This is a genomic window from Flavihumibacter rivuli, from assembly GCF_018595685.2.
GTDB lineage: Bacteria > Bacteroidota > Bacteroidia > Chitinophagales > Chitinophagaceae > Flavihumibacter > Flavihumibacter rivuli.
Genome location: NZ_CP092334.1, coordinates 2,004,927 through 2,026,430, shown reverse-complemented (window position 1 = coordinate 2,026,430; position 21,504 = coordinate 2,004,927). Strand labels below are relative to the sequence as shown.

At 48.4% G+C, this 21,504-nt stretch carries 16 protein-coding genes; 12 read left to right on the top strand and 4 right to left on the bottom strand.

What is annotated here, in order from left to right; genetic code table 11:
- Window positions 1-3 precede the first annotated feature (3 nt).
- Window positions 4-789 (top strand): NIPSNAP family protein, encoded by a 786-nt coding sequence (locus KJS94_RS08850; protein ID WP_214447584.1) that lies wholly within the window; start codon window positions 4-6, stop codon window positions 787-789.
- Between the two features lie 28 nt (window positions 790-817).
- Here KJS94_RS08850 and KJS94_RS08845 read toward each other — a convergent pair whose 3' ends face one another.
- A complete protein-coding gene (locus KJS94_RS08845; RefSeq protein ID WP_214447585.1) occupies window positions 818-2,851 on the bottom strand; it encodes a tetratricopeptide repeat protein in 2,034 nt (677 codons plus the stop codon).
- Window positions 2,852-2,970: 119 nt separating this feature from the next.
- Window positions 2,971-3,657, bottom strand: a complete 687-nt coding sequence (locus KJS94_RS08840) for a class I SAM-dependent methyltransferase (protein ID WP_214447586.1) — start codon at window positions 3,655-3,657, stop codon at window positions 2,971-2,973.
- 114 nt (window positions 3,658-3,771) lie between these two features.
- Here KJS94_RS08840 and ygiD point away from each other — a divergent pair, with 114 nt between their 5' ends.
- A complete protein-coding gene (ygiD, locus tag KJS94_RS08835; protein ID WP_214447587.1) occupies window positions 3,772-4,605 on the top strand; it encodes a 4,5-DOPA-extradiol-dioxygenase in 834 nt (277 codons plus the stop codon).
- A 91-nt stretch (window positions 4,606-4,696) separates the two neighbouring features.
- Here the strand turns inward: ygiD and KJS94_RS08830 are convergent, their stop codons facing one another.
- Entirely contained in the window at window positions 4,697-6,013 is a 1,317-nt protein-coding gene (locus KJS94_RS08830; protein WP_239804347.1) for a sugar porter family MFS transporter, read from the bottom strand.
- Window positions 6,014-6,170: 157 nt separating this feature from the next.
- Here KJS94_RS08830 and KJS94_RS08825 point away from each other — a divergent pair, with 157 nt between their 5' ends.
- The 9 genes from KJS94_RS08825 (at window position 6,171) to KJS94_RS08785 (ending at window position 19,324) form a co-directional block, all read left to right on the top strand.
- Window positions 6,171-7,085: an ROK family protein gene (locus tag KJS94_RS08825; RefSeq protein ID WP_214447589.1), complete on the top strand. Its 915-nt coding sequence runs from the start codon at window positions 6,171-6,173 to the stop codon at window positions 7,083-7,085.
- A 1-nt stretch (window position 7,086) separates the two neighbouring features.
- Complete coding sequence (locus KJS94_RS08820; RefSeq protein WP_214447590.1) at window positions 7,087-8,283, top strand: glycosyltransferase family 2 protein; 1,197 nt, start codon at window positions 7,087-7,089, stop codon at window positions 8,281-8,283.
- Between the two features lie 305 nt (window positions 8,284-8,588).
- Window positions 8,589-8,993 (top strand): response regulator, encoded by a 405-nt coding sequence (locus tag KJS94_RS08815; RefSeq protein ID WP_214447591.1) that lies wholly within the window; start codon window positions 8,589-8,591, stop codon window positions 8,991-8,993.
- A gap of 33 nt (window positions 8,994-9,026) precedes the next feature.
- On the top strand, window positions 9,027-10,187 hold the full coding sequence (locus KJS94_RS08810) for a sugar transferase (RefSeq protein WP_214447592.1): 1,161 nt from the start codon (window positions 9,027-9,029) through the stop codon (window positions 10,185-10,187).
- 191 nt (window positions 10,188-10,378) lie between these two features.
- Complete coding sequence (locus KJS94_RS08805; protein WP_214447593.1) at window positions 10,379-11,599, top strand: glycosyltransferase family 2 protein; 1,221 nt, start codon at window positions 10,379-10,381, stop codon at window positions 11,597-11,599.
- A 40-nt stretch (window positions 11,600-11,639) separates the two neighbouring features.
- On the top strand, window positions 11,640-13,769 hold the full coding sequence (gene recG, locus KJS94_RS08800; protein ID WP_256449996.1) for an ATP-dependent DNA helicase RecG: 2,130 nt from the start codon (window positions 11,640-11,642) through the stop codon (window positions 13,767-13,769).
- A gap of 41 nt (window positions 13,770-13,810) precedes the next feature.
- Entirely contained in the window at window positions 13,811-17,461 is a 3,651-nt protein-coding gene (locus KJS94_RS08795; RefSeq protein WP_214447594.1) for a DUF7948 domain-containing protein, read from the top strand.
- A 50-nt stretch (window positions 17,462-17,511) separates the two neighbouring features.
- Window positions 17,512-18,522: a PorP/SprF family type IX secretion system membrane protein gene (locus KJS94_RS08790; protein ID WP_239804345.1), complete on the top strand. Its 1,011-nt coding sequence runs from the start codon at window positions 17,512-17,514 to the stop codon at window positions 18,520-18,522.
- Between the two features lie 205 nt (window positions 18,523-18,727).
- The gene (locus KJS94_RS08785) at window positions 18,728-19,324 is read left to right on the top strand and encodes a hypothetical protein (protein ID WP_214447596.1); all 597 of its coding nucleotides are present in this window, start codon (window positions 18,728-18,730) and stop codon (window positions 19,322-19,324) included.
- Between the two features lie 57 nt (window positions 19,325-19,381).
- Here KJS94_RS08785 and KJS94_RS08780 read toward each other — a convergent pair whose 3' ends face one another.
- Window positions 19,382-19,921: an LOG family protein gene (locus KJS94_RS08780; RefSeq protein WP_214447597.1), complete on the bottom strand. Its 540-nt coding sequence runs from the start codon at window positions 19,919-19,921 to the stop codon at window positions 19,382-19,384.
- Window positions 19,922-20,044: 123 nt separating this feature from the next.
- Here KJS94_RS08780 and KJS94_RS08775 point away from each other — a divergent pair, with 123 nt between their 5' ends.
- Window positions 20,045-21,499 (top strand): sodium:solute symporter, encoded by a 1,455-nt coding sequence (locus tag KJS94_RS08775; RefSeq protein WP_214447598.1) that lies wholly within the window; start codon window positions 20,045-20,047, stop codon window positions 21,497-21,499.
- The last annotated feature ends 5 nt before the right edge of the window (window positions 21,500-21,504 follow it).

The window sequence follows — 21,504 nt, the reverse complement described above, 5'->3', positions numbered from 1 at the left end:
AAGATGAAAAAGGTTATGGCTAACTGTTTGGGCCTGTTTATGCTCGCCCTTTTCTTCCAGGCTTCCGCGCAAAAAGGAAAGCCTGTCACCATCTTCCAGTTGACGGTATACCATTTTGCGAATTCCGACCAGGAGGCGCGACTGGATAGTTACCTGAAGGATGCGCTGCTTCCCGCATTGCACCGAAAAGGATTTGCAAAGGTTGGTGTGTTCAAACCCATTGCCAATGATACCGCTGCTGATAAGCGGATCTATGTGTTGCTTCCACTTGCAAACATCAGCCAGGCCGGCGAGTGGGATAACCTGGTGGGGAAGGATGCTGTATATACTGCGGCAGCCGATGCCTATATCAATACCGGTTTCAGGGATCCTGCATATGGCCGGATCGAGAATATCTTGTTGAAACCATTCAGGCTGGCACAGCAACTCACCCCTTCCGGCCTCAGCGGCGACAAGACCAAACAGGTGTACGAACTGCGCAGTTATGAATCACCTTCAGAGAAACGCTTCCGCAATAAGGTTCATATGTTCAATGAAGGAGGTGAGATCGAACTCTTCAAGCGCCTGAACTTTAACGCGGTATTCTATGGTGAAGTGATCGCAGGCGCTACTATGCCTAACCTGATGTACATGACCAGCTTTTCGGATATGGCAGACCGTGAGGCACACTGGAAGTCCTTTGGTGAGGCCCCGGAATGGAAAAAGCTGATCGCTGATCCCTATTACAAGGAAAACATGAATAAGAATGTGCAGGTACTCATGCACGCCACTGCTTACTCAGATTATTGACCAGCGATCGTTTTCCCGGATCAACTGATCACTTAGTAACATAGCCCAGCGCCTTGGTGTAATTCTCCACCCAGGCGCTGTTGGTTTTACCCTGGGCATTGAAGCCACTGCTCATGGAAAAATCATAGCCAAACTCGGCACCGATCATGCCTCCTGCCAGCTCACCATTGGCCGTACCCCTCATTCCCACATCCGAGAACTGGTTATTGTGGTCAAATACGATATAGAACTGTTGGGTGATTTCCCCTTCGGCCACTTCCTTGAAACTTCCATCTATCCCCGCGCCTACATAGAGTGTAGATGTCCCTGATTTAAATTGTTTTTCTGCACCCACATTGATGATCCCATAAACATCCGCTTCAATATTATAGGACTCACAATTCACTTTCAGCTTTGCCAGTTTCAGCGAAACCTCAAACTCCAGCCAATCGGGACAATCCAGCTTAAAATCATGGTTGGCTGCCAGGATCGCATCGGCCTCCTCGGTGGTCATGGTGGTATGGCATTCCATAGGAGGCGCATCCAGTTTAGCGGCCTGCATGCATTGGATGAGGAAGGTGAAATATTGCGAAACAAAGGAACAGACCAGTCGCTGGTTGCCAATGCTGGGATCAAGTTGGGCGTAGTTGATCAAAGTATTCAGGAATACCTTCCATCTTGGCAGGACGATCTGGATCCTGTTGGTTACAAAAGCATTGTAGTCGGCCACATATTGGTCGATTATCGGTTTCTTGATGTCACAGCATTTGCGTTGGTGGGCTTCCATAACAGCAGCACCGCCACCTGCTACCGAGGGCGGGGGTGGACATTCCCTCTCCGATAGCGTCTTATAGTACTGGCGGGTCATGGCATCCAGGTGCGACACATCATCTTCCCCAAACAATGCAAGAATGGGCGCATATTGGTCGCCCAGTTCCCTGATCAGTTCATCCACCAGGTCGGCATAGATGCCAGGATAGCGTTTGCCTTCCGCCGACAATTGTTGCGGGGTAGCAATGCCGGCATTGGACCAAAAAAGGAATTCGTTTTGAAGGGATTCCATAAATCCCTTGTTAGCTTTCATAAACCCCTGGGCTTGTTCCGAATTCTTAGGTAGGTCGGGTAGCTTAAACTTACCCAGGGCGATTTCCTCAAAGAAATCCTTCCGGTTGGTGCCATCCAGTTGCATTTTTCGGTTTCGTAATGCCGTTAGGTTGAGTTTTTCCCTGTTCTCATGTTTGGCCAGTAGTGCAAGGCTAGACCTTCTCTGTGCTATGGTCAGTTCTTTCTCAAAATGTCGCATGGCAGCTTCCATATCCTTTGCCTGCAGGCTGATCAGGGCCATGGAATGGTTGGCTTCGGGATGCAGGTCATCAATGGTCAGGCATTTTTTGAAATATTGTGTAGCCTTATTTACATCACCCATGCCCAAATAGGATTGCCCCATGTTATTGAGCAGGATACTGCTGTTCGGGTATTTGTTAAGGCCGTATAGCAGTATGGGAACTGCCTGGTGTTCCAGCCCGGTCATATTCATTAGCGCTGCCAGGTTGTTCCAGCCCAAGATATCCTCCGGCGATTTCTGCACGGCTTTCATGGAAAGTAGCATGGCGGCTTCGGGATTATCCCTGTACCAGCCGCCTATGGCTGCATTGCGGAGGTCAAGCGCAGATTTGCCGGCTGCAATGGATTCCACCTTTTGTACAGCGGAAGTTGGAAGGGCTTGTTTCAAGGCTGCTTCCTGTTTGGTCAACTGCCCCATGAGGGTGTTCAGTGTGGGCGGGGCGGCCGGTAAAGTAGCCAGCCGCTTCATATCCTTCACCGGGAAATAGAAGGAAGTGGTCGGCAATACCGTTTCATCCAGTTTAATATTGCCTGCCTTGGCCAGCTGACGGGCATTGGCTTCGGCTTGTTTCAACATCTTAGTCTTATAGGCTTCGAGCTCCTGCGGCGACATGGTGGCCATCTTTTGCAGGTCTTCCATGCTCATGCCGGTCGGCAACTGGGTTTTCGGGACTTTATTTTGCGCATAGCCATGAAGGCCAATGCTTGCAATAGCCATTAAGGACAGCAAATATCTCATAGTAAGGTTTATGGAAGCAAGTTCTTATGAAGCTGACATATTCAAAAGAACTTAATGGATGAGCTGTGTTAAAGCAGGGTTTAACTGAAGGGAAACAATGACTGATGGTTAGGCGGACCTTACTTTTTCAACAGGAAAAGGGAAATGGCTACTGTTTCTGTGGGCAATTGCACCAGGCATTCTTCCTGCATTCGGCACCAGGGCATGAGTTGTTCAATAAATGGTTTGGCCATCAAACGCTGTGGTGTAGTAAGTAGTATGATGGTGCCCTTTTCGATGAAGCGTTTGAGTACGATAAAGAGCTGCCGGAATTGTTCCGGTTCATAATTGATATCGCTTAGCAGGAGTACGTCGGGTTGAAGGGATGAAGGCAGGTCGTTCCAATCCAGTACCCTTACCTCTATATTACAGGTTGCATGGTGATCAATGCTTTCTTGTATCACCTGCACCGCTTCCGGCAGGTAATCGGAACAGGTGACCCTGTTGGCCGTCCTGGCTGCAACCAGGGAAGGAAGGCCCAGTCCGGCTGCCAGTTCAAGTACTTCCCTGTCCTGTACCAGTTCCTGGTTCCTGTTGATGAAATTGCTGATGGCAATGGCTGAAGGCCAGAGTTTGGACCAATAAGGGAATGGGGTGGTGGCATCTTTTTCTTTCTGCAACCTGTAAAGCTCACGGATGGCCCCGGTATCCGGCACCATAAGGTCGATCGATCCTTGTTCGAGCTCGATATGTTGGAGATGGGAGGGAATGGCCATGAGTGGAATGGGGGCAAAGTTGCGCTTTATTGGGGAGTTAACCCGTTCCAACTGCAGACCTTAACATTTGTATATACAAATATTTGTCGGAAAATGCTAAATTGCCTTGCCTTGTTGGTCGACAGGGACAAATTGATTAACCAATAAATATCGGGTGTTAAGGTTATGGCTACATTATCGGAACTAAAACAGTTAACGGATACTTTCCAGGAGCAGGATCGCTTGATGCCGGTGCTCTTTATCGGCCATGGTTCCCCCATGAATGGTATTGAGGATAATGATTTCAGCAGGGGCTGGAAGGAGATGGCTGGCTCCATTCCCGAGCCTAAGGCGGTATTGGTGATCTCTGCGCATTGGCTCACGAACGGCACCTTCATAACAGCCATGGATACACCAAGAACCATTCATGATTTCGGTGGATTCCCGGAGGCCTTGTACCAGGTGCAATACCCTGCACCCGGTGATCCCAGGTTGGCGGCTGAAACAGCAAAGCTGGTAAGCTCTACCCAGGTTGGACTTGACCATGACTGGGGCCTGGACCATGGTGCATGGACAGTGGTGCGGCATATGTATCCTGGTGCCCGGATACCGGTCCTTCAATTCAGTATAGATTATGGGAAGCCCGCTGCCTATCATTATGCACTGGCGAAGGAATTGATGGAACTCCGCAGGCGCGGTGTGCTGGTCATCGGAAGTGGCAATATGGTGCACAACCTCAGGATGGTGGCCTGGGATAAACTGGATGTACCAAATTATGGGTATGACTGGGCCATTGAAATGAACCAGGTGTTCAAGGATAATATCCTTTCCGGTCGCCACCAGGAATTGATCCATTACCAGCAAATGGGCGCCCCGGCCTTATTGTCGATACCAACACCTGATCATTATTATCCGCTCCTTTATACGCTTGGTTTGCAAACGCCGAAAGATGCGATCAGTTTTTTCAATGATCACCTGGTAGGAGGCTCATTGACCATGACCTCTGTGAGGATCGGATAAATAGCTGTATTACCCTGTTGGTAATCAAACAGCCGGTGCATTGGCCACCGGCTGTTTGATTACAGATGGTAGAAGCGTATTTTTTTGATCACTACTTGATACCCAGTTCATGCTGGATCTCTTCGAGCGAACGGCCCTTGGTTTCCGGCATCACGCGCCATACAAAGAGCAGGTGCAGCAGCATCATGGCCGCATAGAAAAGGAAGGAGTAATATCCGCCCTGCGGGCTTCCTTCCACGATCACCGGGAAGGTCCAGGAAATGATCGCTGCCATGATCCAATGGGTGAAACTGCCCAGGGAGCCACCCTGTGAGCGGACGGCATTGGGGAAGATCTCGGAAATGAATACCCAGATAACAGCGCCCTGCGAGAAGGCAAAGAAGGCGATATAGCCTATGAGGTAGAACAATACATTCTTTCCCGAATTGGCCGGGTCATTGAAGGCCAGGGCGGTCAGGTAGAGGAAGAGGATCATGCCGATGGAGCCGATGATCAGGAGGGTCTTCCTGCCGAATTTGTCGATCATGGTCATGGCCAGTAAGGTGAAGGCCAGGTTGGCTGCGCCAATATATACGGGCTGCAGGTAGGCTTCTGCCTTATCGAAGCCGGCCATCTCAAATATCCTGGGTGCAAAATAGATGATGGCATTGATACCGGATAGCTGGTTGAACATGGCCAGTAGCACGGCATAAAAGATGGGCTTGTAATACTTGGGTTGGAATAGGGTTTCTTTTTTATCGCTCACCGATTCCCTGATCTCCTGCATGGCTTTTGCCGGGTCGGCTTCTCCCAGCCTTTCCATGATGGGTGCGGCTTCCGCATCACGATGCTGAAGGGCGAGCCAGCGGGGGCTTTCGGGGATGGTCTTGACCAGGATAGCGAACAGCGCGGCCGGCACGATCATGATCCCGAGCATCCAACGCCAGGAATCTTCGCCAAGGTCAACGAAAAGGAAATTGGTGAGATAGGCGATGAAGATTCCGGCTACAATATTCAGCTGGAAGGAACCGGCCAGTCTTCCCCTTAGCCGGGCAGGGGAGATCTCGGATATATACATAGGTCCAACTACTGAAGACGCACCTACAGCCACACCCCCGATAAAACGGAAGAGGATGAAGAGCAGCCATACTGACGATAATGCACAACCGATAGCAGATAAAAGGTACATAACGGCGATGATCATGAGTACTTTTTTGCGGCCGAACCTTTGTGCGGGATAACCCGCAATGATAGAGCCCAGAACGGTGCCGATCAGGCTGGAAGCTACTGTAAAGCCTTGCCAGAAGGGCGAAAGTTGCCAGAGTTGCTGGATGGTCTTTTCAGCGCCCGATATCACTGCTGTTTCAAATCCGAACAAGAAGCCTCCTAGGGCAGCAATCAATGCGATCCTGATGGGATATGCAAGCATGTTAGTTGGTTTGCTTAAAATTATTCCTTCTTTGCAAGATTTTGTGTTTAACTTCTGGTGCAATCCTTTGCGGTGGGTTTTTGGTAAACCCTTCTGAAGTTTTGGATAAATTCGTACCAGCTTCGTGCACTTCATTTAACCTAATAGCATTGTCCTTATGAGCCAACCAATATGGGGTATCGACCTGGGCGGTACCAAGATAGAAGGAGTGATCCTACCCTCGTTAGGGGATCCAAAGCCCATTGTGCGCACCCGTGTGGATACGGAGGCCCATCTCGGGTATGACCATATTGTGGGCCAGATCGCCCTGTTGGTGGATAATATGAAGCAGCAGTCTGGTTTGTTTCCTTCCACCATTGGTTTCGGGACACCAGGTGTCCTCGATCCCATCCTTAGGACCATGAAGAATTGCAACAGCACCCAATTGAATGGAAAGCCCTTGCAGGATGATATAGAAAATGCCTTAGGCATTCCCGTTAAACTGGCCAATGATGCCAATTGCTTTGCTTTGGCTGAAACCCATTGGGGGGTGGTGAAGCACCAGTTCCCAGAGGCCAGGATGGTCTTTGGTATCATCATGGGAACCGGTGTGGGTGGAGGTATCGTGCATGAAGGAAAAGTTTGGAATGGGAAGCATGGGATCGCAGGGGAGTGGGGACATATTCATCTGGATGATTCAGGCGGGCCCTGTTATTGCGGCAGGACCGGGTGTGTAGAGACCATCCTGAGTGGACCTTCCTTACAGCGATACTATAAGCAATCAAGTGGCAAGGACAAGACACTCAAGGAGATCGTAGCCCAGGCGGCGGCAGGTAATGAAGCGGCAGCCCGGTTGACGATCGACCGCCTAAACCACTTCTTTGGAAGGGCTGTTTCCATTATCACCAACCTGCTCGATCCAGATGTGATCATCGTTGGAGGTGGGGTTGGCAATATCGACTCCATCTATTCGGAAGGGGTTAGGTCCCTTCAGTATTATATCTTCAACAACCGTCTCGATGTGCCGGTCACCAAGCCCATGCTGGGGGATTCTGCAGGTGTATTTGGTGCGGCAGCCCTGGTAGCCTCATAGCATGACCGGATTCCTGCAATATGTTTTTTGGGCCAGTATGCTGGTGGTCGGCTATACCTATATCGGTTATGGGTTACTGTTGTTCCTTCTTACCCGTGGAAGGGAAAGGTCTGCTGCCGTCCCCGAAAAGGATGAGGATTTACTCCCGGTAACGGTTGTCATTTGCGCTTTTAACGAGGCCGAATGGATCAGTGGTAAGATCAAAAATACCCTGGGCCAGGATTACCCGGCAGGTAAAATGAAGCTGCTCGTGGTGACCGACGGTTCCACTGATGGCACCAATACCATTGCCGCTTCCTTTGAAGGGGTGGATGTACTGCATGACTCCAGCCGCCTGGGCAAGGCCAATGCCATCAACAGGGCCATGGCCCATGCCTCAGATCCTGTCGTCGTGTTTACGGATGCCAATACCTTCCTCCCGGCCAACTGCCTCAGGAACTTACTCGCACCTTATGCCGACCCTTCGGTAGGAGGGGTCGCCGGTGAGAAAAGGGTGGGGTTGCCGGGATCAACAGTGGCTGTTGCCAAAGGCGAAGGCATGTACTGGAAATATGAATCTTTTCTCAAGACGCTGGATGACCGGCTTTACACCGTAGTTGGGGCTGCCGGGGAACTCTTTTCCATCAGGCGCGATTGCTTCCGGCCATTGGAGCCCGATACCATTCTGGAAGATTTTGTGCTTTCCCTTCGCATATGCCTGGCCGGTAAGAAGGTGGCTTATGTGCCGGAGGCATATGCCATTGAATCGGGTTCCGCTTCATTTGGTGAAGAAAGAAAACGAAAGGTCCGTATTGCAGCCGGAGGATTTCAGGCCATGGGAAGGTTGCTTCCGCTAATGGCGTTCTGGAAGCACCCTGTCCTAAGCTTCCAATATATCTCCCACCGGGTCTTGCGCTGGACCCTGGCGCCGGTTTCCCTTTTCCTGATCTTCGCCAGCAACCTGCTCCTTTGGGTCTTCTATGGCGGGTTCTTTTGGGGAATTGCCCTGGCAGCCCAACTGGTGTTCTATGCCCTTGCCTACCTTGGCAGCCGGCAGGCTGGGAAGGGAAATACAGGCGGGGCCTGGATGGTGCCTTATTATTTTGTCTTCATGAACTCGGCAGTTGTTGCCGGCTTTTGGCTATATATCAATGGGAAAAGCTCAGCCAATTGGGAGAAGTCGGGGCGTCTACCCTTAACCGGGAATAGACAATCCTAAAGGTAAACGGGGATAATTAGGCGAAAAAGGGGTGTGAATAAAAAAATAAACCCGTCAATATTTCACAGATTCAAAATTGTTATTATTTTTAACAAAGGAAACAGGATTTTATATCCCCCCTATATTGGCACTGATAGCAGCAAATTCTCTCCAGCAATCCTAAGAACCCACCGTTTTACCAACGACTCATTTCCTCCCGCCAGGAAATCTTGCTGTGATCCCAATACCTCTTGTGAGCCTAATGATTCCAACTATCAAGCGATTTGAAAAACAAACCATTTTTCAATGCTTAACTCTACCCTGGAATGAAGAGAATTATACTCGTGATCACCGCAAGTAAAGCACTAAGATTTTTACTGCAAACCGTACTTCAGGATAAGTTTAAAATTATCGCAGCCACTGATGCCAGTGATGCAATGTTTTGGCTGTCAAGGTCCAATGTTCCGGCAGCCATAGTCATTGACCCTGAATTACCGGATACCGAACCATGGGAAATGGTAGAATACTTCAAGTCCAGTGGCCTTTATGATAATATTCCTTTGGTGGTCATATCATCCCTGCCAGAACAGGAATTAAAAATTCGTTGCAAGAATTATGCCGTAAATGCATTTTTCACTAAGCCCTTTAATCCGATTGACCTTTTGAATGAACTTGAAAATCACCTTGGTGAGGTAAGGCCTTTGAAAAAGGGTCTCCTGAAAGTGGTGTAAAGCTTAAACTCTCTGATCCCAAAACCTACCTGTATGGAACAAACCATGCCATTAAATCTAACCAACAACCCATCCACCTATAAACGGTATTCCGTTTTGAGGGAGGTAGAGGCTGCGCCTATAGTCCAGATTCACTCCCGGGAGTTTTTCCTCATCGGCAAGAATTCTGGCAATATTGATTTATTGGTTAATTTCTTTGATGGTGGATATGCCGCTGAGAATGTAGAGAAAGCCCTGAACATTTTGGAAAGGATCGCCTCCCAAAAGAAAATTGCCCCGACTGTTATCTTTATTGACCATGCCCTGGACAGGAGTGAGGTAACCCGCCTGAGAACTTATCTGAGGAATAGTGAATTGTTCAAGGCTGTCCCGCTCATCCTTCATGTACCTGCATCCCTCGCCGCTAATGAGGACCGCTGTTCATTGCGCCAGCTTTTTGATGATGTGATCGACCTGAAGAAGGCTGATGAAAAACTGCTTAGCCGGGTGGATTTCCTTGGTAAGATCAAGAAAAGGGCCATCGATAAGGAAGACGCATTTAAAGCAGAACAGGAAGCCATTGCTGCTTCCATCAAGGCCAATCCCTTCAGGAGGTCCTTCGATATACTATTTGCTTTTTCAGCCCTGGTTATCCTTAGTCCGCTGATGCTTTTGATCGCCCTGGCCATTAAATTAGAAAGCAGGGGGCCGGTCTTCTATATCTCCAAAAGGGCAGGCCGCGGGTATAGGATCTTTAACTTTTTCAAGTTCAGGACCATGGAGTTTGGTGCTGACAAGCAGATGGACCAACTTGTACACCTCAATGAATTTGGTAGCGGTGCGGGCTGTGTGTTCTTTAAGGTGAGCAATGACCCCAGGGCGACAAGGTTAGGAAAATTCCTGCGCAAGACCAGCCTGGATGAACTGCCCCAATTGATCAATGTGCTCATCGGCGACATGTCGATTGTAGGCAATAGACCACTCCCCCTCTATGAAGCTGCAATGCTGACCACGGATGAATGGGCAAAGCGTTTTATGGCACCTGCTGGAATTACAGGGCTTTGGCAGATCAGGAAGAACGACAGGCATTTCATGAATGTGGAAGAGCGTATCAAACTGGATATTGAATATTCCCAGCGCCAGAATTTCCTGCTTGACCTTTGGATCATGGCCAAAACACCTCCGGCACTGATCCAGAAATCGAATCCCGCATAAGCATTACGATAGAATGAAAATAAAGAAAGCCGGCACCTGCCGGCTTTTCGATTATAGGTACCCGATAGCTCCCGGTTATCGAAATTTTTTATCACGAATTGCTGGTAGCTGATATTTTATTTATTTTCCAATGTTTAATCACTGGTGCGGAACCAAGATCCTAAACAATTATCCTTAACTCATTCAATAATTTGTCCATTTTCCTCCATATCCTGGGATTTGTTCTTTTCCTTTATTTGTTCTGCAGTATCGCCTACCTGCTGGTGATCGCTGTGGCGGGAATGTTTTACCATCACCCTGAGATGGCGCCTGCGACCAGTTTCGCCAGGATCGCCGTTCTATTTACTTCTTACAAGGATGATGAGGTGATCCTGTCTACCGTACCATCTTCGCTGGCACACGACTATCCCAGGGATAAATTCCATGTGTTTGTAGTGGCCGATTCCCTCCGGCCGGCAACCCTCGATACCCTCAGGTCATTTGGGGCAAGTGTCGTTACCATTGATGCAAAGATGAAAGCGAGATCATTGAACAAGGGGTTGGAGTCCATACCGGAAGAGGAATATGACCTGGTGATGGTGCTTGATGCAGACAACATTATGTTGCCTGGGACCCTGGGAAAAGTGAATGATGCATTTCATGCAGGCTATGATGCCATTCAATGCCATCGTACTGCCAAGAATGAAGATACCCCTATCGCCCTGATGGATGGGATCAGCGAAGAGATCAATAACCATTTTTTCAGGCTGGGCCAGCAGGCCCTTGGATTTTCTGCCGCACCCAGTGGTTCAGGTATGGCTTTTCGCTTTTCCCTGATCCGATCTATTTTAAGGTTGCCCGAAATCCTGGATAACCCGGGTGAAGACAGGGAAATTGACCTTCAGTTGTTGAAGCGCGGCATCCACATGTACTACCTTCCCGACGCATGGGTGTTGGATGAAAAAGTAGCTACACATGAAGTTTTCGAAAAGCAGCGGGTAAGGTGGCTGGAGGCACAATGGTACCACCTGCGGCGCCTGCTTCAGCCCGATATGAAGGCTGTTCAGCATGACCGTTATTACACCAGCAAACTGATCCAGAACCTGCTGTTGCCAAGGTCTCTTTACATTGTCGTGTTTTTTTTCATATTGGTGTTGATGCTGATGGAGCGCATTTTCCAACTCAACCTTTTCTTCCCTGAATCGGGTTGGTGGCTTAGTCTTGGCCTGTTCTTCATTCTTACCCTTGTGATTGCAATGCCTTCCCGCTATTTTTCCTGGTGGACATTGAAAGCAGTGTTGGCACTTCCACTATTGTTATTCTCCATGCTAAAGGCCTTGCTTAGGGTCAAGAGCAAGCGTAGGGAATTTCTCCATACGCCCAAGACCTATAAGGGTAATGTCCATAATGGAAATGGTCACAATGGGCATTGATCGACCACATTAACTTTTCAGCAACCAGCATTGTTTATTTTTGCAGCAAATCATAGCTATCAGTTACGAAGCTTCCATATTATCCAGTCCCATTGAGTACCTGAAAGGAGTAGGTCCCCTGAAGGGTGACCTGTTGAAAAAGGAGTTGAATATTTTCACCTTCAAAGACCTTCTTGAGCATTTCCCCTTAAGGCATATTGATAAGACCAAGGTAACGCCTATCCTTTCCATCCAACCGGGTATGGAGTACGTGCAGGTGGTCGGCAGCATTACCAGTATTGCAGTGCTGGGTGAGAAGCGCGCAAAACGTTTGGTGGCCAGGGTAAGGGATAAGACTGGTGAAATGGAACTGGTATGGTTCCAGGGGATATCCTGGATACAAAAATCATTGGAACAGGGCAAGGCTTTCCTGATCTACGGAAGGGTCGGCTTCTTCAATGGAATACCCCAGATCAACCACCCGGAACTGGAGGCCTATAGCCCGGATAAAGCCGGTGGTAAGGCCTTCCTTGAACCTGTTTATCCCAGTACGGAAAAATTGAAGGCAAAGGGATTAGGCGGAAGGCAGATCGGCCGCTTGACCTACACCCTTCTTTCCGCTTTGAAAGAAGCAGACCTGGCGGAGAATTTACCTGAACCCTATCTGCAGCATTTCAAATTCCCATCCCGTTTCCATAGTTACCAGCAGATTCATTTCCCCTCCTCTGAAGCAAATTACCAGAAGGCCCTGGCCAGGTTGAAGTTTGAAGAACTCTTCATTGCCCAACTCCGGTTGGGATTGGTTCGACTTCAACGCCACCGGTATTCCAAGGGTGTAGTGTTCGGCCAGGTGGGGGAACTTTTCAATACCTTCTACCATAAATACCTTCCTTTTGCCCTGACAGGTGCACAAAAGCGGGTATTGAAAGAGATCAGGCAGGATATGGGGCAGGGAAGGCAAATGAACAGGCTGCTGCAAGGGGATGTGGGAAGTGGAAAAACAATGGTGGCATTGCTGAGCATGCTGCTGGCAGCGGACAATGGTTACCAAAGCTGCCTGATGGCGCCAACGGAAATATTGGCCACCCAGCATTTTCAGGGCATCTCCGGTTACCTGAAGGAAATGCCGGTAGAAGTGGCCTTGCTTACCGGCTCCACCAAAACCGCTGAAAGAAGGAGGATATTGAAGGGATTGCAGGAAGGGAGTATCCAGATGGTGATAGGAACCCATGCATTGATAGAAGATGCGGTTCAATTCCACCAATTGGGGCTAGCCGTAGTGGATGAACAACATCGTTTTGGGGTAGCCCAACGCGCCAAGTTGTGGAAGAAGGCCGTTATCCCTCCGCATGTGCTGGTCATGACTGCCACACCTATTCCCAGGACACTTGCCATGACAGCCTATGGTGACCTTGATTATAGTATAATTGATGAATTGCCACCAGGAAGGAAGCCCATCACCACGGTGCATCGCTACGATTACCACCGGGCAAGGGTCATGGATTTTATCCGGTCAGAGATCGACAAGGGCAGGCAGGCCTATATCATCTTCCCGCTCATTGAAGAGTCGGAGAAGTTAAGCCATGAGAACCTGATGAGGGGCTATGAAAATGTAAAGGCATTCTTCCCTGAACCAAAGTTTTGGATCAGTATGGTGCATGGCAGGCAGACAACTGAAGTGAAGGATACCAATATGCAACGCTTTGTACAGGGAGATACTCAAATCATGGTCTCTACTACCGTTATTGAGGTTGGGGTGAATGTACCCAATGCTACGGTAATGGTGATAGAGAGCGCTGAGAAATTCGGTCTATCCCAGTTACACCAGTTGCGTGGAAGGGTAGGAAGGGGAAGTGAACAGAGTTTTTGCATATTATTAACAGGGCAGCAATTAACCAATGAGGGCAGGGAACGGTTGAAAATAATGTGTGCAACGAATGATGGATTTGTGATCGCAGAGAAGGACCTTGAGCTAAGGGGCCCGGGTGATATTGAGGGAACCAGGCAGAGTGGGATGTTGAACTTTAAGCTCGCAAATATCGTCCAGGATAAACAATGGTTGGATGCGGCCAAGCAATTCGCACAACAATTACTGGAAGAAGACCCGTCGTTGGATTCGGCTCATAATTTGCGGCTTAAAACTTTCTTACAGGCCCAAAAGGGAAAACTCGCCTGGAGTAAGATCTCCTGAGTCGATAGACCTTGATTTCTCAAAATTAATTTGTAAATTCAATGAGGTTGAAACCGATAGTCAACATAATCATTCTGTCCCTGCTTACGCTTACCTCCTATGCCCAGCGGAACACCAATAGCCTGGAATTTGTAGAGAATAAAGGTCAATGGGATAAAAAGGTCACTTTCATGGGGGACCTTGGCAATGGTGCATTTTTCCTGTCCAGGAACGGTTTTGTGGTATTACAGCATAATGCGGAAGACCTTTCCCGTATGGCATCAGTGGCCCATGGTCATGCGCATGACGAGCGGGAAGGCAACTATTCCAGCCGCGATGAGATCAGGAACAAACCGGGGGAATCCGGAAACATTGTGCTCCGTTCCCATGCCTATGCCATGTCATTCGATGGCATGAATCCGGGTGTGCAGGTAGTTGGGGAGAAGCCACAGCCCACCTACAATAACTATTTCCTCGGTGATGATCCATCCAAATGGGCGTCTAATTGTCGCATATTCAATACCGTTACTTACAAGAATGTATATCCGAATATTGATGTCCGTTATTTTACAGATGAAGGGCAGGTGAAGTATGAGTTCATTGTGCATCCGGGCGGAAACCCATCTTCCATTGTAATGCAATATGACGGGGTGGATAAATTGTACACCAAAAAGGGGGAGCTGGTGATCGCCACTTCAGTGGGTGATATCAGGGAAATGCCTCCCTATACCTACCAAAGCGATGGCAAACAGCGTAAGGTGGTGGAGTCGCGTTACCAGGTGAAAGGCAATAAAGTGAGTTTTGTCCTGGGGCAATACGATAAGAATGCGATTTTGGTGATCGATCCAACCCTCATTTTCGCAAGCTTTACCGGTAGCCGCTCAGACAACTGGGGATATACGGCTACTTATGGTGGCGATGGAAGCCTGTACAGCGGGGGTATCGTTTTTGGCCAGGGATTTCCTGTTTCCACCGGCGCCTTCCAGACTAGCTTCAATGCCAATAACGGGCAGAGTCCTTTCAACATGGGTATCATGAAACTGGATCCCACCGGGACCAGGAGAATTTATGCCACCTATCTTGGTGGCAATACCAGCGACCAACCGCACAGCCTGATCGTAGACAGTAAGGGAGACCTCATCGTCGCCGGCCGGACCTCTTCTTCGGATTATCCTCTTCTTCCTGCAGGAAACAGGTTTGGTCCAAATGGTGCGCACGACATCATCCTGACCAAACTGAACCCAACAGGTACGAGCCTGATCGGTTCCATGCGCATTGGTGGCAAGGGAGATGATGGCCTCAATACAGATAACAGCCATACGGGTACCAACCGCGGCCTGTTGAACTTTTATGGTGATGATGCCAGGAGCGAAGTAATGATCGACCAGGCAGATAATATCTACCTGGCTTCCTGTACCCAGTCGACAGATTTCTTTACCACTCCCAATGCCCCTTTCAAAACACTGAGGGGGACACAGGATGCTGTCCTGATCAAAGCCAATTCTAACCTGAACAATGTATTGGCCTGTACCTATTTTGGCGGCGGTGAACTGGATGCCGGATATGTATTGGGTATAAACAGGCAGAATGGGGATATCTGGATCGGAGGGGCGACCAGGAGTAGTGATTTCCCCGGAGATAAGACGGGGACCATTGGACCCAACCCCGGTGGTAACAGCCAGGCCGATGGCTTCCTGGCCATTTTCTCCAATGACGGAAGTGTACTAAAAAAATCAACCTATATCGGCACCAATGCCAACGATGCAGTATTGGGATTTGAGTTCGATCGGGATGGGGACCCCTATGTGATGGGGGTAACCTATGGGCAATGGCAGATCAGGAATGCGGTCTATGGTACACCGGGGGCGAAACAATTCATTGGGAAATTAAAGCCTGACCTTTCTGACTGGCAATACACTACCACCTTCGGTACCAATGCAGCTTTGCCAAACATTTCACCCGTTGCCTTCCTGGTGGACAGGTGTGAGAATATATACGTTTCGGGATGGGGTGGCACCAACCTGGCACAATTTTCCATGGCCGGGACCATCGGCATGCAGGTGACCAATGATGCCATCAAAAGGACCACCGACAACGAGGACTTCTATTTTATTGTGATCAAGCGGGATGCTTCTGAATTGCTCTATGCGACCTTCTTTGGCCAGGATGGCAATTTCTCGGAGCACGTGGATGGCGGTACCAGCAGGTTTGACCAGAACGGGGTGATCTACCAGGCCATGTGTGCCAATTGTTATAGCCAGGGGCTTGGTGGGGTAAGGCCCAGATTCCCTGTTACACCAGGTGCCTGGTGCTGTTCCAATGGCTATTCGGGTTCTAATGGAACAGGCAGCGGGGCAGAATGTAACCTTGCCATGCTGAAGATCTCGTTCAATTTTGCCGGTGTCGGATCAGGAGTATCTGCTGCCATTAATGGCGTGAAGGACACTACGGGTTGTGTGCCCCTTACAGTACAATTGAAGGACACTGTACTCAATGCACAGAGTTACGAATGGAATTTTGGTGATGGAAGTCCTGACCTGAAAACAACCGATCCGGAAGTGTCGCATACCTATAACCAGGTGGGTGATTTCAGGGTAAGGCTAATAGCCATTGACTCCACCAGTTGTAATATCAGGGATACTTCCTTCCTGACGATCAGGGTTAGGGCAGACCAGGCATTGCTCGACTTTAACGCAGTGAAATTATTGCCTTGCGAATCCCTGTCGTTCCGCTTTGATAACCTTTCTACAGCACCTGCCGGCAAGCCTTTCTCCGGTAATAGTTTTATCTGGGATTTTGGTGATGGTACCAGGGTAGTTTCCGGCCCTGGAAATGTGAATCATTCCTATGCCTCGGCAGGAACCTATAAGGTGAAACTGATCCTTACCGATACGGTCTATTGTAATGCACCGGATTCTTTGGAGCGGGATTTTAACCTCGCCCCATTGGTGAAAGCACAGTTTGAAGCTGATAATGGATGTGCTCCATTTAATGCAAGCTTTGTGAATACATCCATTGCGGGGCAAACCTATCTCTGGGACTTTGGCGATGGAACAAGTTCCACTGAAAAGGATCCTGTAAAACTCTTCGCTAACCCGGGAACTTACAGGGTGAAACTTAAAGTGTTTGATTCCAATACCTGTAACCTTGAGGATTCCACCTTCCAGGATATAGTGGTGAGTTCAGCTCCCACGGCAGGATTCAGTTTTGCGCCGGTAGTGCCTGTTGAGAATACACCAACAACCTTTACCAATACCTCTTCACCCGATGCGGTGCGCTTCGTCTGGAGTTTTGGTGATGGAGATGGCCTGGAAACCACCAGCAGGGTACCCATCCAACACCAGTATAATGCAACGGGAAGATTCAATGCCTGCCTCATTGCCATCAACCGGAACAATTGTGCGGATACACTTTGCCTTGATGTGGATGCGATAGTTGTACCCAAGGTTGACCTGCCCAATGCCTTTACACCTAATGGTCCGGCACCCAATAACCAGGTTTTCGTAAGGGGCTATGCCATTGGCAGGATGAAGCTGATGATCTTCAACAGACTGGGCCAGAAAGTATTCGAAACGAACAGTACCAAGATTGGCTGGGACGGTAAATTCAATGGTGTATTGCAGCCGATGGATGTATATGCGTACGTGCTGGAAGTGGAATTTACTGACGGAACCCGGACAACCAAAAAAGGCGATATAACCCTGATCAGATAATAATAAAGGAAATCAAGATGGGAAGAATTAGGTTATGGAAGGGCTTAGGAATGACAATGGTATTGTTGTTGGCCATTGCCATCGAGGGTAGGGGGCAGGACCTCCGTTTTTCACAGTGGTTCAATTCTCCACTCACTACCAATCCCGCAAATACCGGCTTCATTCCCGATGCGGATTATAGGATCGGTGCCAATTATCGCAACCAATGGGTGAATATTATGTCTGTTCCCTACAAGACCTTCAGTATCTGGGGAGATGCGCAGGTATTAAGGGATAGGATCGAGAATGGATGGCTGGGTGTTGGTGGCGTTATCCTCCGTGATGTGGCGGGCAGTGGCAACCTCACTTCCACCAAGGTTTACGGCTCATTGGCCTACCACCAGATGCTGGGCTATTCTAGCTTATTGTCAGCAGGATTCAACGTGGGCTGGGCCAATAAGCGCATCGATCCAACCAGGTTGAAATTCCCCGACCAGTTCAACCAGGCTACCGGGTTCTTTGATGCCGGGGTGCCTACCAGTGTATTCTTTAACTCTACCAGTACCAGTTACATGGATATCCAGGTTGGCGTGAATTATGCTTATTTCCCGACTGATAAGATCTACCTCAATGGTGGTTTCTCCGTACATCATATCAATCGCCCGAAGGAAACCTTCTTTACCGAAACCAATTTTGATAACAGGTTGTCACCACGCTATATTGGGTTTGTAAATGCCAGCATAAAAATGAATGATATGGTGATCATCAACCCCATGGCCTATTATACCAACCAGGCCACGGCTTCGGAGTTGGTGGCAGGACTTAGTGCGAATTATAACCTGAGCGGTGATGGGGAAACCCAACTTATAGGCGGGGCTTATTACCGCGGAGGGGAATCCATCATCCCGCTCATTGGGTTCCAATGGAAGAATTTCAGGATGAGTTTCACCTATGATGTTACTACTTCTTCTTTGTCGGCCTATAACAGTGCAAGGGGGGCCATTGAATTCTCGCTTGTCAAGCATGGATTCTATGATGAATACAGCGGCAACCAGCGCCAGTCGCTCTGTCCAAAGTTTTAAAACAACGGTTAAATGATTGAAAAGCCTCTCGGCTCTTTCGATTACCGGCGATTTTGGTTAACTTGCTTAACATAGGACCAGGCGGGATTTCCAGGCATGAACGATGCAGCTAATCCCCATATTTATTAGTCCTTAGTAGTAGAAAATCATTTCCAAACAAACCATGCCGGTCAGTTTTATACATTGACAGGCAACTTACACTGCTATGAAAAGAATAGTATTGCTTACCGCCAGCCTTTTGGTTTTCTCATTAGCTGTTTTTGCCCAGGACGAGGGAGATGGGGAACAACAAAAAGGCTTTGACAGGAGCCGGCTTTTCGTTGGGGGTAATTTTGGGATGAGTTTTGGCAGCTATACCTGGGTAAACTTATCACCACAGGTAGGTTATAGGTTCAACAAGAACTTCGCTGCAGGTATCGGGATCAATGCCCAGTATTCCCAATTGAAGTATTACTCCGGGGATGAAGTGATAGCAAGGGATGAATACGGTATTGCGGGGATGAATGTGTTTGGCAGGCTATATCCCATTCCCCAGTTATTTGCCCAATTACAGCCGGAATTGAACTATATATGGGGTAGTTACAAGGAATATTATACTGACAGTAAGAGCTCCCTGGACGGGACCATACTTCCTTCCTTGTTGGTTGGTGCAGGTGCACTGTTACCGATGGGTAGAAACGGGGGCATGACCCTGATGTTGCAATATGACCTCCTGTATAAGTCGGGAGTATCTGGTGTAAAACCCGGTACGCCCTATGGTAACAATGTCTTCTTTTCAATAGGTTTTAATGTCGGGCTTTAATTGCAGGGAAACCTTATTGCTTTTGGCTATAAGGGATCTGAAGCTTTACCAGGATTATTATTGGAGCTTATTGAAGATCTCAACAGGTGTATCGCATACCATGATCCTTTCCTCAACCGGCTCATAAAGAAAACCTTCCTTCTCTGATTTTTTCAGGAATTGAACCAGTGAATTATAGTATCCTGCTGAATTGAGCAGGTATATCTTCTTGTCATGGATCTTTAACTGGTTCCAGGTTAACATCTCAAATAGCTCGTCCATGGTACCAAATCCGCCGGGAAGGATGATGGCGGCATCGCTCATTTCATACATCATTTTTTTACGGGTATGCATATCCGGTACCACGGCCAGTTCAGTAAGCCCTTCATGTTGCTGCTCCCATTCGGTGAGGATCTTAGGAATGACGCCCATTACCTCCCCGCCATGCAGCAACACAGCATCCGCAATGGCACCCATGAGACCTTTTTTACCGCCTCCATACACCAGTTTGATCTTGAGCATGGCCAGCAATTTGCCCAGGTCTGCGGTATGCTGGGTGAAAATAGGGTTGTTGCCTGATTGTGATCCGCAAAAAACAGCAATGGCTTGTACATTCATGGTTTCAGCAATAGTGGAAATAGAGATTTAGCACTTATAGGTTGCTAAAGTAATTGTATTCAGGGTTAATTTGTGCCAATATTTGTACATCTTTATTGATCCGGTTTATAAAACAACAATAGCATGTCACCAACCCTGCTTTTCTCCTTTGTCCTGGCATACTTTGCCTTACTGCTGGCTGTGGCCTGGTACACCTCGCGCAACTCCAACAATGAAAGCTTCTTTATCGGTAATAAGAATTCGAATTGGATGCTGGTTGCCTTCGGCATGATCGGTACATCCCTGAGCGGGGTAACTTTTGTTTCTGTTCCCGGTACGGTAGCAACCAATGCATTTTCTTATATGCAGGTTGTGTTTGGTTACCTGATCGGCTATGTGGTGATCGCCTATGTATTGTTGCCTCTCTATTACCGGCTTAACCTGACATCGATTTATAATTACCTTCAGCAGCGATTTGGATTCACGGCCTACAAGACAGGTGCATTGTTCTTCATTATCTCCAGGACAGTTGGGGCAACTGCCCGTCTCTACCTGGTGATCAACGTGATGCAGTTGTTCATCCTGGATCGTTTGGGTGTTCCTTTCTGGGTTACTGCCATGGTGATCCTGCTCATGATCCTGTTGTACACTTTCGAAGGTGGGGTAAAGACCATCGTTTATACTGATACCCTTCAAACCAGTTTCATGCTGTTGGGCCTGGTGGTTTGTGTTTTTTATATCATGAATAACCTTGGTTATGGATTTGGTGAGGCCATGAGTGTATTGTCCTCCAAAGGCTACACCAATGTTTTTGATTGGGATCCCAATAGCAAAGGGTTTTTCTGGAAACACCTGATTGGCGGCGCTTGTATCACCATTGCCATGACCGGACTGGACCAGGAGATGATGCAAAAGAATATCAGCGTGAAGAACCTGAAGGATTCACAGAAGAACATGATGACCTTCAGCGTGGTGATCGTTTTTGTAAACTTCCTCTTCCTGCTTTTAGGTGGCTTGCTCTATGTTTATGCTGCCAATAAAGGTCTCGATGTAAAAGGGGATGACCTGTTCCCAACCATTGCATTGAGTCATTTGCCCAATGCCATCGCCATCATTTTCATCATTGCCCTGATCTCCGCGCTCTTCCCAAGTGCCGATGGGGCCCTGACCGCACTTACATCCTCTTTCTGCATCGATATCCTGGGCATTCGCCGTCGTAAGGATATGACCGATGCGCAACAGAAAAGGACCAGGATGACCGTTCACCTGACCTTTACCGTTGTTTTCATGATATGCATTCTCGTCTTCAAAGTGATCGATAACAAATCCATTATCGGGGTGATCCTTGACCTGGCAGGGTATACATATGGGCCCTTGCTTGGCCTCTTTGCCTTTGGCATACTTACCAAACGGACCTTCCCTGACAACCTGATGGTTACGGTCATTTGCCTTATTGCCCCTGCCATCTGTTACCTGATCAGCAAGAACGCTGCTAATTGGTTCGGCGGCTTCCAGATTGGTATTGAATTGCTGCTCATCAACGGCCTGCTTACCTTCCTTGGGCTGTTAAGCATTTCCAAAAAACAGGCTATCGCATAAACTAA

Excerpts from the sequence above, each read along its gene's own strand:
- KJS94_RS08850 (WP_214447584.1), top strand. The coding sequence starts at position 4 with ATGAAAAAGGTTATGGCTAACTGTTTGGGCCTGTTTATGCTCGCCCTT.
- KJS94_RS08845 (WP_214447585.1), bottom strand. The coding sequence starts at position 2,851 with ATGAGATATTTGCTGTCCTTAATGGCTATTGCAAGCATTGGCCTTCAT.
- ygiD (WP_214447587.1), top strand. The coding sequence starts at position 3,772 with ATGGCTACATTATCGGAACTAAAACAGTTAACGGATACTTTCCAGGAG.
- KJS94_RS08830 (WP_239804347.1), bottom strand. The coding sequence starts at position 6,013 with ATGCTTGCATATCCCATCAGGATCGCATTGATTGCTGCCCTAGGAGGC.
- KJS94_RS08825 (WP_214447589.1), top strand. The coding sequence starts at position 6,171 with ATGAGCCAACCAATATGGGGTATCGACCTGGGCGGTACCAAGATAGAA.
- KJS94_RS08820 (WP_214447590.1), top strand. The coding sequence starts at position 7,087 with ATGACCGGATTCCTGCAATATGTTTTTTGGGCCAGTATGCTGGTGGTC.
- KJS94_RS08815 (WP_214447591.1), top strand. The coding sequence starts at position 8,589 with ATGAAGAGAATTATACTCGTGATCACCGCAAGTAAAGCACTAAGATTT.
- KJS94_RS08810 (WP_214447592.1), top strand. The coding sequence starts at position 9,027 with ATGGAACAAACCATGCCATTAAATCTAACCAACAACCCATCCACCTAT.
- KJS94_RS08795 (WP_214447594.1), top strand. The coding sequence starts at position 13,811 with ATGAGGTTGAAACCGATAGTCAACATAATCATTCTGTCCCTGCTTACG.
- KJS94_RS08790 (WP_239804345.1), top strand. The coding sequence starts at position 17,512 with ATGACAATGGTATTGTTGTTGGCCATTGCCATCGAGGGTAGGGGGCAG.
- KJS94_RS08785 (WP_214447596.1), top strand. The coding sequence starts at position 18,728 with ATGAAAAGAATAGTATTGCTTACCGCCAGCCTTTTGGTTTTCTCATTA.
- KJS94_RS08780 (WP_214447597.1), bottom strand. The coding sequence starts at position 19,921 with ATGAATGTACAAGCCATTGCTGTTTTTTGCGGATCACAATCAGGCAAC.
- KJS94_RS08775 (WP_214447598.1), top strand. The coding sequence starts at position 20,045 with ATGTCACCAACCCTGCTTTTCTCCTTTGTCCTGGCATACTTTGCCTTA.